This is a genomic window from Nonomuraea cypriaca (assembly GCF_015645445.1).
GTDB lineage: Bacteria > Actinomycetota > Actinomycetes > Streptosporangiales > Streptosporangiaceae > Nonomuraea > Nonomuraea cypriaca.
This window is the reverse complement of record NZ_JADOGI010000256.1, coordinates 1-14,071: the sequence shown is the minus strand read 5'-3', so window position 1 is coordinate 14,071 and position 14,071 is coordinate 1. Positions and strand designations below refer to the sequence as shown.

Below are 14,071 nucleotides of genomic sequence, written 5' to 3'. Positions count from 1 at the left end.
CCTCATAGAGCGCGGCAAGGCCCCGCTTGAAGGCGGCGCGGTCGAGCACCCCGCCCTGGTGAGGTCCCTCGGTGATCGGTTCGTCGTGCAGCCGGGCGGGCAGTTCGTCCGGCCCGCCGCCTTCTCTGGCCGCGTACGCCCGCATCAGGTCGAGCCTCTCCTGCCCCGCCGCGAGCAGGTCGTCCAGGGTGAAGGCGGTTCCGAGGACGGCGGTGACCAGCGCGGTCAGGTGGTCGATGGTCAGCGGCCGGGTGGGGGTGGAGGCGAAGACGCACAGGTTCAGCGCGTCGAGGCCGCTCCACAGCCGCAGCAGGCGGGCCGTGCGCCGGCCCCGCTCCGCGTCGAGCACGCCGGCCGGGGCGGGCTCCACCCCGATCCGCCGCGCCTCGGGGAAGCTGTAGGTCAGCCCGGCGACCGGGTCGAAGTCGAGGTCGTGCTCCAGTGCGTCGTAGCGCGGGCCGCCGGGCGCGATCGCGTACCCGAGCCCGATGCCCGGCTGGCTCCGGGGGTCGAAACACGGCAGCTCGGCGCCCTTGACGGTCATCGCGTACGGCTCCGCCGCCCGGCCAAGCGCGCGGGCCGCCCGCGCCGACCCTTCCGCGAGCAGGTCGCCCAGGGCTCCGGCGCGCGCGGCGACGTCGCCGATCAGCCGCGGCAGCGCCGCCCCGTCGCCGAACCGCGGGCCGCCCTCCAGCAGGCCGCGTCCGGCGCATTCCATGGCGAAGGCGAGCGTGCCGCCGAGGGAGACCGGGTCGAGGCCGAGGTCGTTGCACAGGGCGTTGGCCGCAAGGACGGTGTCGAGGTCGTCGATGCCGAGGTTCCAGCCCAGCGACAGGAACGCCTCCTGCCCGAGGCCGCCTGAGCGCCGCTCGGCCCCGCCGGGCGCGTACACCTTGAGACAGTCGTTCGGGCAGCCGGGGCACGCGCCCGTGGTCGAGACGGCCCGGCCGTCGTAGTCGCGTGCGGCGGGGACCCGCAGCCCGCTCGCCCCCGGCACCGAGAAGTTGCGCACGGAGGCGTAGCCGGGATCGAGCGGGTCGCCCACCCACCCGGCGAACCCCGGCTCACCGGCCTGGAGCGCCGCGAGCGGGTTGGTGGTGAGGGAGTCGCGGTAGTAGGCGGCCAGCCCGGCGACCGTGCCGGGGTCGGCCACCGGCGCCGGCGCGTCGCCCGCGCACACGATGGCCTTGAGGTTCTTGGCGCCGAAGACCGCGCCCAGGCCGTACCGGGCGGCGGGGTAGGCATAGTCGGTGACCACGCTCGCGTACCTGACGCGGTTCTCCCCGGCGGGCCCGATCGCCGCCACGTGCGCGCCCCGCCCGTGCCTGGCCCGCAGGGCGTCGGTCGTGGCGGCGGTCCCGAGCCCGCGCAGCTCGCTCGCGTCGTGACAGGAGACCTCACCGTCCTGGACCAGCAGGTACGACAGCCGCTCCGCCCGTCCCACGACGACCAGCGCCTTCGCCCCTGCCGCGCGCATCCCGGCCGCGAACGGCCCGAGCGCGTGCGACTCGCCGGCCACCCCCGTCAGCGGCGACTTGGCCAGGAACACCGCCTTGGCCAGCCCCGGCGCCGCCGTCCCGCCCAGCGTCCCAGCGGCGACGTAGAGCAGCGCCCGGGGATCGTACGGATCCAGCCCCGCGGGCGTCCGCTCGGCCATCAGCCGTAACCCCAGGATGGAGCCACCGAAATGCCCCTTCTCGGCGGATCGGTTCTCACGCTCGACGTTCCCACTGGTCAGATCGACGATGAACGGCACGGCAAAGCCTCCCAGGACGAAGAAGGGGAGCACGTCCACAAACTGGCCGCGCACCCCACAGAAGCGGCACAACATCACACAACACCCAACGGCGCAACCTTGGGACAGCGGCCCCCAGGCGGCATATCCCGGGCGATCGCTTCGCCGGTCACGTGGGTAATGACCGGTACATGACGGGAGCCATCCGGCGGGCGGCCAGGGTGCTGCGGCGCCAGGCCGAGCGGACGCCTGAGTACCGGGACCGCCACCTCGACTTCCTGCGCGCCGCCGCCATCGCCGCCGTGGTGACCGGGCACTGGCTGGCCGTTCAGGTGACCTACGAGGGCGGCCGCCCGCACGGGGCCAGCATCGTGGACCTCGTGCCGTGGACCCGGCCGGTGACCTGGCTGTTCCAGGTCATGCCGATCTTCTTCCTGGTCGGCGGCTTCGCCAACGCGGCCTCGCTCGCCGCGCACCGCCGGCGCGGCGGGGACGCCACCGGCTGGACGCTGCGGCGTACCGACCGGCTGGTGCGGCCCACCACCATGCTGCTGGCCGTGCTCGCCGTGGCGGGGCTGGCGGCGGGGGCGGCGGGAGCCGATCCCGCCGTGACCGGACTGGCCCTCTGGCTGGCCGGGATCCCGCTGTGGTTCCTGGTGGCGTATCTGGCCGCGGTGGCACTGACACCGCCGATGCACGCCCTGCACCGCCGCTTCGGCCTGGCCGTGCCGGTCGCGCTGGCCGTCCTCGTCGGGCTGGGCGACGTGGCCAGGATGGCCGCGGACATCCCGTACGCGGGGGAGGGCAACTTCTTGTTCTTCTGGCTGGCCGTCCACCAGCTCGGCTTCGCCTGGCAGGACGGGCGCCTGCCGCCCCGGCGCGCCGTCGCGCTGCCCCTGACGCTCGCCGGGCTGGCCGCCCTGGTGGCGCTCACGGTGTTCGGCCCCTACCCGGTCAGCATGGTGGGCGTGGCGGGCGAGGAGATCCAGAACACCTCGCCGCCCACCCTGGCCCTGCTGGCGCTGGCCACCGCGCAGACGGGCCTGGCGCTGCTGCTGCACGACCCCGTGAACCGGTGGCTGCGCGACCCGCGCCCGTGGACGATCGTCGTCGCGGTCAATTCGCTGATCATGACCTTGTTCCTGTGGCACATGACCGCCGCCGTGCTCGGTGTGCTGCTCCTGTTCCCGTCCGGGCTGTTCCCGCAGGCGCCTCCGGGGTCAGGTTCCTGGCTGCTGCTGCGCCTGCCGTGGCTGGCCGTACTCTCGGTGATCCTCGGCCTGCTGGTCTCCGCGTTCGGATGGGTGGAACGCCGCCCAGGCTCGCCCGCCGAGCCCGCGGGCGGGCCTGTGCTCACCGTGGCCGGGCTGGCCGGAGTCGTGGCCGGGCTGCTCGGCATCAGCCTGGCCGGCGCCGGGCACCACGGCCCCGCCGCCCTGCCCACGGCGGCCCTGGCCGCCTACTTCGCCGGGGCCGCCGCCCTGCGGTGGGGGCGGCGCGGCGAATCCTGAATGGAACGTTCCAGGAAGGGTGTTCGGAGATGCGCCGGCGGGTGCGCCGCTTGCTCCGCTCCCGCGACCGTTCGCTGCCGCGCCCGGCGACCCTACGACGGGCTGCCGCCGATGCCAGCCCCGCCGCCCGCGCGAGTGGATCGCGAGCCGGCCGACGGCGCCCCGATCACCGGCGACGCCTCCTCCCGCCTGCGCGAGGTCGCCACCGCACTACCGTGACCACCGGCCGGGTCAGGGGCTCACGACGGGCGGTTGAACCTGGCGGTGGCCAGGACCAGCATGAGCAGGCCACTGCCGACGACCAGGGCCAGTTCCACGGCCACCGGCACCGTCCAGCCGCCCCAGGACACACCGGACCCGTACACCGCGGACGCCTCCGGCGGGACCCGTTCCGGGTAGGTTGGCCTTTCATGGAGGTCATGCGGGAGCACAGGAAGAGCCGGGCCCGTGCCGTCGCCGTGATGGTGACGCTCGCCGGCGTGGTGGCCTGCGGGACCGCGGCCCCGGAGCGACAGTCCCTGACGACCACACCCACCGACACGGCGAGCGCCGGCACCCCCGCCACGCCGGCCGGCGGCGCGGCGATCCCCGCACCGGACGAGCCGGTCCCCGAAACCGCCGCCGCCCTGGCCTCGGCCCTGCGGCGGACCACCGGTGCGCTCAACGACGCCATCGACGCGTGGGGCAAGGACGGGAAACCGCCGGCGGACGTCGAGCTCCTGGCCCTGTACCAGCAGCGGATCTACCGCTACGCCGCCCGCCACCCCAAGGTCGCCTCCCGCGCCTTCGCCCGACTCCCCGCGCCCCTGGCCGCCCAGGCCAAGGACAACACGGCGGCCATCCGCGAGCTGCTCGCCCTGGCCCACCCCATCAAGCCCGACGCCGTCTTCAAGGTCCAGCGTCCCCGCCCCGCCGCCGAGCTCCTCGGCCACTTCAAGCGGGCCGAGCGCAGGTTCGGGGTGGAGTGGGAGGTGCTGGCGGCGGTGATGTTCGCGGAGACGAAGTTCGGCCGGGTGCGGTCGGACAGCCACGTCGGCGCCCAGGGGCCGATGCAGTTCATGCCCGCGACCTGGAAGGCGTACGGCATGGGCGGCGACGTCCAGGATCCGCGCGATGCCGTCATGGCGGCGGCCAACTACCTGAAGGCCACCGGCGCCCCCCGCGACTACCAGCGGGCCCTGCACGCCTACAACCCGTCCCAGGCGTACGTCGACGCCATCCTCCTGCATGCCCGCCAGATCAAGCGCGACGCCAGAAACTATTACGTCTACTACAACTGGCAGGTCTTCGTCCTCACCACCGCCGGCGAACGCCGCCTCACCGGCCCCCGCTGAGCCGCCACTTCGGTGCACCCGTCAGCCCGCCGAGCCCTCCCCGTCCGGCGTCGCCGCACGCAGCTCCGGGTGGCGCCGGCCCGGCCTCTCCAGCCCGTGCGCCACCCGCTCACAGTCCGCGTCGAACTCGGCCAGCACCGCCTCGAGCCGCCGTTCCCGCTCGGCTCGCGCCGGCGACGCGTCCTGCCAGCCCTCTGACAGGGAGGCGCCCAACGGGCCGGAGTCCAGGGTCGCGCGCAGCCGCCCCACGGCCCGCCACCCGCGCCGGACGACCTCGACCCTGCGCAGTTGCCCGTCGAGCTCACCCCGGAGCCTCCCGAGCAGGTCGTCGCGGGGCGACGCGTCTCCGTACTTCAGCCCCACCCAGGCGCCGGCGTAGTCCCGTGCGGCCTCGACGAAGGCATGAGCCGCGGTACGCACCCCGTCGGCGCGCAGCCGGCCCAGGTCGCGGGCGCTGCGCCATTCGGCGGTCACCAGGGTGAGGCCCGCGCCGAGCGCCACCGGCAACAGCACGGCCAGCAGCGCGTCGAGCCCGGACGACGGCGCGGGGGCGGGCCCGTCCTTCGACGCCGCCGCCAGCGCCGAACAGGCCCGGTCGAACGCCGGGGCCCGCTCCTTACGCCAGTCCTCCAGCGTCAGCTCCCGCCCCGACACCGTGACCTGGTCGCGCGCGGTCCCCGCCATCGCCAGCTGCAGCGCGACGGCGGCCTCGGCGAGCGCCGCCCGCTGGCCGCCGCCGAGGCAGTAGACGGTCCTGGCGTCGGCCGCGCGGTCGGCGCCGGTGCCGCACGCCTGCAGGATCGGCACCAGACATAACCAGCCCACCACCAGCCACGCTCGCATGCGACCCCTCCCAGCTGCCACGAACGATAGCTGCCACGAACGAGAGCCGCCACGAACGACAGACGCGCCTGCCGGGACTCAGCCGGAGACGGGACCGGGGCGGGGGGTCACCGACAGGGCGCGGGCGGCGTGGATCAGCGGAACGTGGCTGAAGGCCTGCGGAAAGTTGCCGACCAGGCGGTCGTAGCGGGGGTCGTACTCCTCCGCCAGCAGGCCCACGTCGTTGCGCAGGGTCAGCAGGCGTTCGAACAGGTCCTTGGCCTCGTCCTTGCGCCCCTGCATCGCCATCACCTCCACCAGCCAGAAACTGCAGGCCAGGAAGGCGCCCTCACCGCCGGGCAGCCCGTCCACGTTGTTGTCCTCGGCGAGCGGGTAGCGCAGCACGAACCCGTCGGACATGAGGTCCTTCTCGATCGCCGCCACCGTCCCGAGCACCCGGGGGTCGTCGGCGGGCAGGAAGCCCACCATGGGGATCATCAGCAGCGCCGCGTCCAGCTCCGACGACCCGTACGACTGCGTGAACGTGTTGCGCCCCGGGTCGAACCCCTTGTCGCAGATCTCCGCGTGGACGACCTCCCGCAGCTCACGCCACCTGTCCACGGGACCCGACCGCCCGAACTCCTCGACGTACTTGACGCCCCGGTCGAGCGCCGCCCAGCACATCACCTTGGAGTGCACGAAGTGGCGCCGCGGCCCGCGGACCTCCCACAGCCCCTCGTCCGGCTGGTCCCAGTGCTCCTCCACGTAGTCGAGCAGCTGCCGCTGGATGGCCCACGCCCGCTCGTCGGGGGCGAGCCCGCGCGCACGCGAGACGTAGAGGCAGTTCATCACCTCCCCGTACACGTCGAGCTGGAGCTGTTTCACCGCCTCGTTGCCGATCCTGACGGGCCGGGACTCCTCGTAGCCGTCGAGCCAGTCCAGCAGCAGCTCGGGCAGCCGCCGCTCGCCCGCGACGCCGTACATGATCTGCAGGTCCTGGGGGCGGCCCGCGATGGCCCGCAGCAGCCACGAACGCCAGTCCGCCGCCTCCTCCAGATAGCCGGAGCTGATCAGCGCGTCCAGCGTCAGCGTCGCGTCCCGCAACCAGCAGAACCGGTAGTCCCAGTTACGCACTCCGCCCAGGTTCTCCGGCAGCGAGGTGGTGGGGGCGGCCACGATGCCGCCGGTCGGCGAGTACGTGAGCGCCTTCAGCGTGATGAGCGAACGCGTCACGGCCTCGCGGTAGGGCCCGTCATAGGTGCACCTGGACACCCAGTCCGCCCACATGACCTCGGTCTGGTTGAGCTGGTCCTCGGCCTGGATCTGCGGCGGCATCCGCTCGTGCGACGGATGCCAGGTGAAGACGAACGGCACCCGGTCGCCCTCGTTCACCGTGAAGGTCGCCCGGTGCGCGTAGTCGCCGCCCTTCAACGGCACGGGGGAGTGCAGCCACACCGAGTCCGGGCCGCCGACGGCCTGCAGGTGCCCGTCGCTGCGGCGTATCCACGGCACGATCCGCCCGTAGTCGAAGCGCACTCTGAGCTGTGTGGACATCTCCACGCTGCCGGACACGCCCTCGATGATGCGTACGACGTCGGGGTTGCGGTCACGCGGCGGCATGAAGTCGGTCACGCGGACCGTCCCCGTGGGCGTGTCCCATTCGCTCTCCAGGATGAGCGTGTCGGGACGGTAGCGGCGCCTGGTGGCCGGCTTGCGGCCCGTCGGCCCGAGCCACCAGTGCCCGTTGCGCTCGCTGCCCAGCAGTGCTGAGAAACACGACGGCGAGTCGAACCTGGGCAGGCACAACCAGTCGATCGACCCGTCCCTGCCGACCAGCGCGGCTGACTGCATGTCTCCGATCAGGGCATAATCCTCGATCCGCATGCCACAGACGCTACTCGGCGAAGGGGTGATCCCGTGGCCGGGTTCGATCATGTCGCGTCATGCCCGGCCCGGCCACGGGATCACGTCAGTGGGAACCAGCGCGCGAAGAGTTGTGTCAACGGCCCGATGGCCAGCGCGAACACCAGCGTCCCCACGCCGACCGTGCCGCCGAGCAGCCAGCCCGCGGCCAGTACGGTGACCTCGATGAGAAATCGGCCGAGCCGCACCGACAGGCCGAGCCTGACCAGCCCGGTCATGAGTCCGTCGCGGGGCCCGGGACCCAGGCCGGCGCCGATGTAGAGCACGGTGGCCAGCGCGATGGCGACGACCGCCAGCACCACGTACCCGCCCTGGACCGCCAGGTGCTCGGGAGTGGGCAGCAGGGCGATCGCGGCGTCGGCGAACAGGCCGAGGAACACCACGTTGCTGACGGTCCCGATCCCCGGCTTCTGCTTCAGCGGGATCCACAACAACATCACCAGGGCGCCGACCCCGATGATGACCGTCCCGATGGACAGCCCGCCCCGGACGGCCAGCCCCTGATGGAACACGTCCCAGGGGTCGTTGCCCAGCCCGGACTCCACCTGCAGGCCGATGCCTGAGCCGTACAGGGCCAGCCCGCCGTAGAGCCGGACGAGCCTGGCGGGGAAGGAGGCCGTCCGCGAGACGGTTGTTTCGCTCATAATGGCCCAAGAGTGGCAGGCCACTCACTTGCCATAACAGGGCCAATCATGAAAAGTGGCCTTATGAGGCATATGTCGGCGACGCAGGTGGCGCGGCTGGTCGACGTCGATCCGGGCGCGCGCCCTTACTACCGGGCCCTCGCGGACGGCGTACGCGCCCTGATCATGGACGGCCGGCTCCCGGTACGCGTCCGCATGCCCGCGGAACGCCACCTGGCGGAAACCCTCCAGGTCAGCCGCACCACCGTCACCTCCGCGTACGACCTGCTGCGCGAGCGCGGCTACCTGGAGAGCCGCCAGGGCTCGGGAAGCTGGACCGCCCTGCCCGACGCGGCCACGACGGCCGACAATCCGTGGCTCGCCACCGGCGACGACGGCCTGGTCCAGCTCCAGTGCGCCGCCCCGGCCGCGACGTCGGCGCTCAGGACGGCGATGACGGAGGCGGTCGAGGACCTGCCCAGGTACGCCATGGGCAACGGCTACGACCCCCTGGGCCTGCCGGTTCTCAGGGAGCGCATCGCCGCGTACCACACCGCCAAGGGGCTGGCCACCAGGCCCGAGCAGATCGTCGTCACCACCGGCGCCCAGCACGCCATCCACCTCGTCCTCGGCCTGCTCATCGGCGCGGGCGACCCGGTGCTCGTGGAGTCGCCGACGTACCCGCACGCCATCGACGTGGCCCGGCGGCGCGCCGCCAGGATCGTCCCGGTCGGGATCTCGCACGAGGGCTGGCAGACGGACCTGGTGATCGGCGCCATGCGCCAGTCCGGCGCCCGCCTGGCCTACCTCATGCCCGACTTCCAGAACCCGACCGGCGCCCTCATGGACGACGCCACCCGCGCCGCCATCGTGGCGGCGGCCCGCCGGGCGGACACGATGCTGCTGGTCGACGAGACCTGGACGGAGCTGGCGCTCGACGACGTGCCGCGCACCTCCCCGATGGGCGCGTTCGACACCGACAGCCGCGTGATCAGCGTCGGCTCGGCGTCCAAGCTGTGGTGGGGTGGGCTGCGCATCGGCTGGGTGCGCACCACGGCGGCGCTGGCCCGCCGCCTGGCCGTGTTCCGCTCGTCGGTGGACCTCGCCAGCCCGGTGCTGGAGCAACTGGTGGTGGCCCGGCTGTTCGACAGGCTGGAGGAGACCCGGGCAGAACGCCGCCGCACGCTGCGCGCCTCCCGCGACGCGCTGGTGTCGGAGCTGCGCGAGCACCTGCCGGAGTGGACGTTCTCCGTGCCGCGCGGCGGCGGCACGCTGTGGGTACGCCTGGGCGGAGGCGGCGCCACCCCGCTGGCCGAGGCCGCGCTCACCCACGGTGTACGCCTCGCGCCCGGCCCCTGGTTCGGCCTGGAGGGCGCGCTGGAAGGCTACCTGCGCCTGCCCTACACCCAGCCGCCCCTGGCCCTGGCCGACGTGGTCACCCGCCTGCGCGCCGCCAGGGACCACGGCCCCACCGGCTCCGCCCGCCCGGCGGACCCGCTCATCGCGATGGTGTGAGCGACGCCGGGGGCCTCATTCGCCGAGCCCTCTGGCCAGCGGCGCCCGCCACTTGCGGCGCATGGCCGCGATCCGCAGCCCGAACGCCAGCATCGCCGCAGCCAGTGTCGCCGGCCAGCCGAACAGCCCGAAGGAGTAGAGAGCCGCCATCGCGGCCGAGCCCAGCAGGGCGGGGACCGCGTAGAGCTGCCGGTCGTAGAGCAGCGTGGGGATCTCCCCGGCCAGCACGTCGCGGAGCATCCCGCCGCCCACCGCCGTGGTCACCCCCAGCAGCGCGGCGTGCAGCGGGCTGAGGCCGTACTCCAGGGCCTTCTCCGTGCCGACCGCGCAGAACAACCCGAGCCCGGCCGCGTCCAGCACCAGGATGGCCGGCATCACCCGCGCCACGTGCGGGTGGAAGAAGAACACGATCACCGTCGCCGCCACCGGCACGAGCACGTAGCCGAGGCTCTGGAAGGCGATGGGCCGCACGTTGAGTATCAGATCCCGTACGAGGCCGCCGCCCAGGGCGGTCATCTCGGCCAGCACCCCCATCCCCACCACGTCGAGCCGCTTGCGCACGCCCATGAGCGCCCCCGACAGAGCGAAGACGAAAATGCCGGCGAGATCGAGAATTTCTGACACGTTCGGAATGTCTACCTGATGGCGGGCTCATGATGCTCGGCCATCATCACCCGCAGCTTCCGCGCGAACATGAGCAGCGCCAGCCCGGCCAGGATCGCCAGGACCGCCAGCACCAGGTAGTACATGGGCTCGGACAGCACCTGGCTGAGCCTCCCCGTCTGCCCGCCGACCGCGTCGCCCACCGATATCGAGATGAACCACAGGCCGAGCATCTGCCCCTTGAACGCCTCGGGCGCCAGCTTCGTCGTCACCGACAACCCGACCGGGCTCAGCGACAACTCGCCGAACACCTGGATCAGGTAGACCAGCACGAGCCACCACACCGACACCCGGCCGGCCCCCGCCAGCCCGGCGACGACGGACATGACCACGAAGCTCAAACCCACCGTGACCAGCGCGAACGAGAACTTCTGCGGCGTGCTCACCCGCGTGCCCAGCTTCACCCACAACGCCGCGAACACCGGAACGAAGATCATGATGAACAGCGGGTTGAACGACTGCGTCGTCGCCGGCTGGATCGGGACGCCGGACAACGACAGGTCCGTGTGGTCCCTGGCGAAGAACAGCAGCTTGCTCGGCGCCAGGTCGTAGACCATCCAGAAGACGGCCGCCGCCACGAACAGCCAGATGTACGCCTTCATCCGGATCCGCTCGTCCTCCGTGAGGTTGTGGCTGCCCAGCAGGATGTAGCCGAAGTACCCGATGGGCACGATGAGGATGATCACGGTGATCGCCAGGGCGAGCCGGTCGATCGTGAGCGTGCCCGACGCCGCCCACACCGCCAGCACGATCACGGCCGCGCCCGCGCCGAGGGCGAGGAGCCGGCCGAAGCGGCGGCGTTCGGCGGGGGAGAGGCGGTGGCCGGGCCGCTCGCCGATGCCGAGCAACGCCCGGCCGCCCCGGACGTACTGGGTCAGGCCGAGCGCCATGCCGACCGCCGCGGCGCCGAAGCCCAGGTGCCAGCGGTCGCCGGCGGCCAGCCAGCCGACCACGATGGGCGCGAAGAAGGCGCCCACGTTGATGCTCAGGTAGAACAGCGAGAACCCGGCGTCCCTGCGCCCGTCGTCCCCTTCGGGGTAGAGCCGCCCGACCATGACGGACATGTTCGGCTTGAGCAGTCCGGTGCCGGAGATGATCAACCCCAGTCCCAGCCACACGAAGAACGGCGACGTCGCGGGGACCGCCATGCTGATGTGCCCCAGCATGATGAGGAACCCGCCCCAGAACACCGACCTGCGCGCCCCCAGGATCCGGTCCGCGATCCACCCGCCGGGCAGCGCCACCAGGTAGATGAGCGCCCCGTAGACGCCCACCACCGCCTGCGCCGTCTCGTCCGGCATGCCCAGGCCCTGGTGCGCCGGTGACGCGGCCATGAACGTGGCGAGGATCGCGCGCAGGCCGTACCAGCTGAACCGCTCCCATGCCTCGGTGCCGAACAGCGTGGCCAGGCCCCAGGGATGCCCGAAGAACGTCCTGCCGTCAGTCATGTACGCCCCCCGAAGACGCGTTTAAGCATCCGATCGATCACTCTACGTGAGTGATGAGGATCTTCCCAAGTAAGGTCTTGCCGCTACCCGGACGTTGTGGTGCGATGCATGCCTCTTGAGCAAGTGAACACTGACTGGAGGCTGGCGCCATGGCCGAAGTCCTCGGAGTCCGGGCGGAGATCGAGCGGCAGATCGCCGGCCGTACCATCGGTGAACGGCTCAGACAGGTCGCCGAGCAGCATCCCGACGCGCCCGCCTATTCCGACCAGGAAGGCGACGGCTGGAGCACGCTGACCTACGGGCAGGCGCGGCAACGGGTCCTGGAGATCGCCGCCGCCTTCGTGGCGCTCGGGCTCGAACCCGGCGACTCGGTGGCGCTCATGATGGTCAACCGCAGCGAGCACGTGCTCGCCGACCTGGGCGCGGTGCACGCCGGCGGCGCCGGCTGCACGGTCTACTCGACGTTCGCCCCCGGCCAGATCGCGTTCGTGGCCGCCGACGCGCGCGCCAGGTACGCCGTCCTCGGCGGCCCCGCCGAACTGGCCCGCTGGCGTCCTGTGCTCGACCGGCTGGACGGCCTGCGCACGATCATCATGCTGGAGGGGGCGCCGGACGACGAGCGGTTCATGGCGTGGCAGGACTTCCTCGACATCGGCCGCGCCCGGCTCGCCGCCGACCCGGCCCTCGTCGAGGCCCGCTGGCGCGCCGTCACCCCCGGCGACGTCGCCACCGTCCTCTACACCTCGGGCACCACCGGCACGCCCAAGGGCGTCCCGCTCACCCACGCGAACATCTTCTACGAGGTCGCCGCCACCGACCGCCTCACCTCCCTGCCCGAGCGCGGCACCCAGATCTCCTACCTCACGTACGCGCACATCGCCGAGCGCGTGCTCAGCCTCTACCTGCCACTGGTGAAGGCGTCCCACGTGCACTTCTGCACCGACCTGGCCAACCTGGGGGCGGCCTTGGCCCAGGTCAGGCCGATGATGTTCTTCGGGGTGCCGCGCGTGTGGGAGAAGATGGCGGCCCGCCTGCTCGCCGTACTCGCCACCCAGCCGGAGGAGCGGCAGGCCGCCGCGCGCGAGGCCATGAAGGCCGGCGTCGCGTACGTCGAGGCCGGCCAGTACGGCCGGACGATCACCCCTGAGATCCAGGACGCATACGACCGCGCCGACGCTTCGACCCTCGCCCCCATCCGCGGCCTGATCGGCTTCGACCGCGCCGGATGGACCGCCACCGGCGCCGCGCCGCTGCCCGCCGACGTGCAGCTCTTCTACGCCGGGCTCGGGCTCAAGGTCATCGACGTGTACGGCATGACGGAGACGACCGGCGCCTTCACCGGCAACAGCCCCGCCTGCTACCGCCTGGGCACCGTCGGCAGGGCCGAGCCCGGCGTCGAGGTCCGCGTCGCCGAGGACGGCGAGCTCCTCACCCGCAGCCCGCTCAACACCCGCGGCTACCTCAACCGGCCCGAGGCCACGGCCGAGCTCATCGACGCCGACGGCTGGCTGCACACCGGTGACATCGGCTCGGTCGACGAGGACGGCTTCTACCGGGTCGTGGATCGCAAGAAGGAGCTCATCATCACCTCCGGCGGCGAGAACATCTCCCCGGCCGAGATCGAGAACCACCTCAAGCAGCACATGCTCATCGGCCAGGCCCTCGCCTACGGAGACAACCGGCCGCACCCGGTGGCCCTGCTCAATCTCGACGCCGACGTCGCGCCGGGCTGGGCGCGGGCGCGCGGCATCACGTACACGTCCTTGGCCGAGCTGGCCGCGCATCCCGAGATCCTCAAGGAGGTGGAGGCGGCGGTCGAGGCGGCCAACGCCAAGCTGGCCAGGGTGCAGCAGGTCAAGAGGTGGGCCCTGCTGGGCACCGAGTGGACCGCCGAGACCGAGGAGCTCACGCCGAGCCTCAAGCTCAAGAGGCGGATCATCCACGCGAAGTACGCCGACGTCATCGAAGGGCTCTACGGCGGCTGAGCGGCTCGGGCGCTCCCGGTGCCTGACGGCGCGGTGCCTGACGGCGCGGTGCCTGACGGCGCGGTGCCTGACGGCGTGCCGCGCCCGCTGGTGGCTTTGCCATACGTGGCGCGTGTCGCGGTCCTGGTCATTACCGGATCGTTCCTACCGTCTCGATCATGAGCAGAAGCGTTCTTCTCGTCTCGCTCGCGGCGGGGTCGCTCGTGGCGCCCGCGCCCGCGTACTCCGCCGCGACCGAGCCCGTCATCCGCGCCATCAACGTACGTCCCGCGGAACCCGTGGTCGGTGCGCACGATTCCATCCGGCTGGTGATCGACGTGGTCGCCACGGGGGCGACGGGCAAGGACGGCGTCACCGTCAAGGTCGAACCCGGCGCCCCGCACGCCCCTCTCCTGACCTCGAAGCCGCCGATCACCGGCACGCCGGCCCAGTCTCCCACTGGGCGGTCTCCCGCCGGGCAGGCTCCCGCACCGGCGCGGCCCGCGAGGCCGGAACCCCGCCCCATGCACCCG

12 protein-coding genes are annotated in these 14,071 nt (G+C 72.4%); 5 read left to right on the top strand and 7 right to left on the bottom strand.

The window, feature by feature from the left end; genetic code table 11:
- A partial coding sequence (locus ITP53_RS47090; protein WP_195901991.1) for an aldehyde ferredoxin oxidoreductase C-terminal domain-containing protein occupies positions 1 to 1,810 on the bottom strand: 1,810 nt, incomplete at its 3' end.
- 116 nt (positions 1,811 to 1,926) lie between these two features.
- Here ITP53_RS47090 and ITP53_RS47085 point away from each other — a divergent pair.
- Positions 1,927 to 3,246 carry an acyltransferase family protein gene (locus tag ITP53_RS47085; RefSeq protein WP_195901990.1) on the top strand — a complete coding sequence of 440 codons (1,320 nt, stop codon included), beginning with the start codon at positions 1,927 to 1,929 and terminating at the stop codon, positions 3,244 to 3,246.
- Positions 3,247 to 3,485: 239 nt separating this feature from the next.
- Here the strand turns inward: ITP53_RS47085 and ITP53_RS59825 are convergent, their stop codons facing one another.
- Entirely contained in the window at positions 3,486 to 3,611 is a 126-nt protein-coding gene (locus ITP53_RS59825; RefSeq protein ID WP_268961430.1) for a hypothetical protein, read from the bottom strand.
- 54 nt (positions 3,612 to 3,665) lie between these two features.
- On the opposite strand from ITP53_RS59825, the gene ITP53_RS47080 reads away from it, so the two are divergent.
- The gene (locus tag ITP53_RS47080; protein WP_195901989.1) at positions 3,666 to 4,580 is read left to right on the top strand and encodes a lytic transglycosylase domain-containing protein; all 915 of its coding nucleotides are present in this window, start codon (positions 3,666 to 3,668) and stop codon (positions 4,578 to 4,580) included.
- A 21-nt stretch (positions 4,581 to 4,601) separates the two neighbouring features.
- Here ITP53_RS47080 and ITP53_RS47075 read toward each other — a convergent pair whose 3' ends face one another.
- From ITP53_RS47075 to yczE, 3 genes are all read right to left on the bottom strand, one after another.
- Positions 4,602 to 5,423, bottom strand: coding sequence for a hypothetical protein (locus ITP53_RS47075; RefSeq protein ID WP_195901988.1), 822 nt, complete (start codon positions 5,421 to 5,423; stop codon positions 4,602 to 4,604).
- Positions 5,424 to 5,501: 78 nt separating this feature from the next.
- Entirely contained in the window at positions 5,502 to 7,286 is a 1,785-nt protein-coding gene (locus tag ITP53_RS47070) for a glycoside hydrolase family 15 protein (protein WP_195901987.1), read from the bottom strand.
- Positions 7,287 to 7,366: 80 nt separating this feature from the next.
- Positions 7,367 to 7,969: a membrane protein YczE gene (gene yczE, locus ITP53_RS47065; protein WP_195901986.1), complete on the bottom strand. Its 603-nt coding sequence runs from the start codon at positions 7,967 to 7,969 to the stop codon at positions 7,367 to 7,369.
- Positions 7,970 to 8,032: 63 nt separating this feature from the next.
- Between yczE and yczR the strand changes: the two genes are divergently transcribed.
- A complete protein-coding gene (gene yczR / locus ITP53_RS47060; RefSeq protein ID WP_195901985.1) occupies positions 8,033 to 9,463 on the top strand; it encodes a MocR-like transcription factor YczR in 1,431 nt (476 codons plus the stop codon).
- Positions 9,464 to 9,478: 15 nt separating this feature from the next.
- Here the strand turns inward: yczR and ITP53_RS47055 are convergent, their stop codons facing one another.
- Positions 9,479 to 10,087: a trimeric intracellular cation channel family protein gene (locus tag ITP53_RS47055; RefSeq protein WP_195901984.1), complete on the bottom strand. Its 609-nt coding sequence runs from the start codon at positions 10,085 to 10,087 to the stop codon at positions 9,479 to 9,481.
- 11 nt (positions 10,088 to 10,098) lie between these two features.
- Positions 10,099 to 11,574: a peptide MFS transporter gene (locus tag ITP53_RS47050; protein ID WP_195901983.1), complete on the bottom strand. Its 1,476-nt coding sequence runs from the start codon at positions 11,572 to 11,574 to the stop codon at positions 10,099 to 10,101.
- A 149-nt stretch (positions 11,575 to 11,723) separates the two neighbouring features.
- Between ITP53_RS47050 and ITP53_RS47045 the strand changes: the two genes are divergently transcribed.
- Both ITP53_RS47045 and ITP53_RS47040 read left to right on the top strand, forming a co-directional pair.
- Complete coding sequence (locus ITP53_RS47045) at positions 11,724 to 13,559, top strand: AMP-dependent synthetase/ligase (RefSeq protein WP_195901982.1); 1,836 nt, start codon at positions 11,724 to 11,726, stop codon at positions 13,557 to 13,559.
- Between the two features lie 158 nt (positions 13,560 to 13,717).
- The coding region (locus ITP53_RS47040) for a hypothetical protein (protein ID WP_407941392.1) at positions 13,718 to 14,071 on the top strand (354 nt) is incomplete at its 3' end.

Excerpts from the sequence above, each read along its gene's own strand:
- ITP53_RS47085 (WP_195901990.1), top strand. The coding sequence starts at position 1,927 with ATGACGGGAGCCATCCGGCGGGCGGCCAGGGTGCTGCGGCGCCAGGCC.
- ITP53_RS47080 (WP_195901989.1), top strand. The coding sequence starts at position 3,666 with ATGCGGGAGCACAGGAAGAGCCGGGCCCGTGCCGTCGCCGTGATGGTG.
- ITP53_RS47075 (WP_195901988.1), bottom strand. The coding sequence starts at position 5,423 with ATGCGAGCGTGGCTGGTGGTGGGCTGGTTATGTCTGGTGCCGATCCTG.
- ITP53_RS47070 (WP_195901987.1), bottom strand. The coding sequence starts at position 7,286 with ATGCGGATCGAGGATTATGCCCTGATCGGAGACATGCAGTCAGCCGCG.
- yczE (WP_195901986.1), bottom strand. The coding sequence starts at position 7,969 with ATGAGCGAAACAACCGTCTCGCGGACGGCCTCCTTCCCCGCCAGGCTC.
- yczR (WP_195901985.1), top strand. The coding sequence starts at position 8,033 with ATGAGGCATATGTCGGCGACGCAGGTGGCGCGGCTGGTCGACGTCGAT.
- ITP53_RS47050 (WP_195901983.1), bottom strand. The coding sequence starts at position 11,574 with ATGACTGACGGCAGGACGTTCTTCGGGCATCCCTGGGGCCTGGCCACG.
- ITP53_RS47045 (WP_195901982.1), top strand. The coding sequence starts at position 11,724 with ATGGCCGAAGTCCTCGGAGTCCGGGCGGAGATCGAGCGGCAGATCGCC.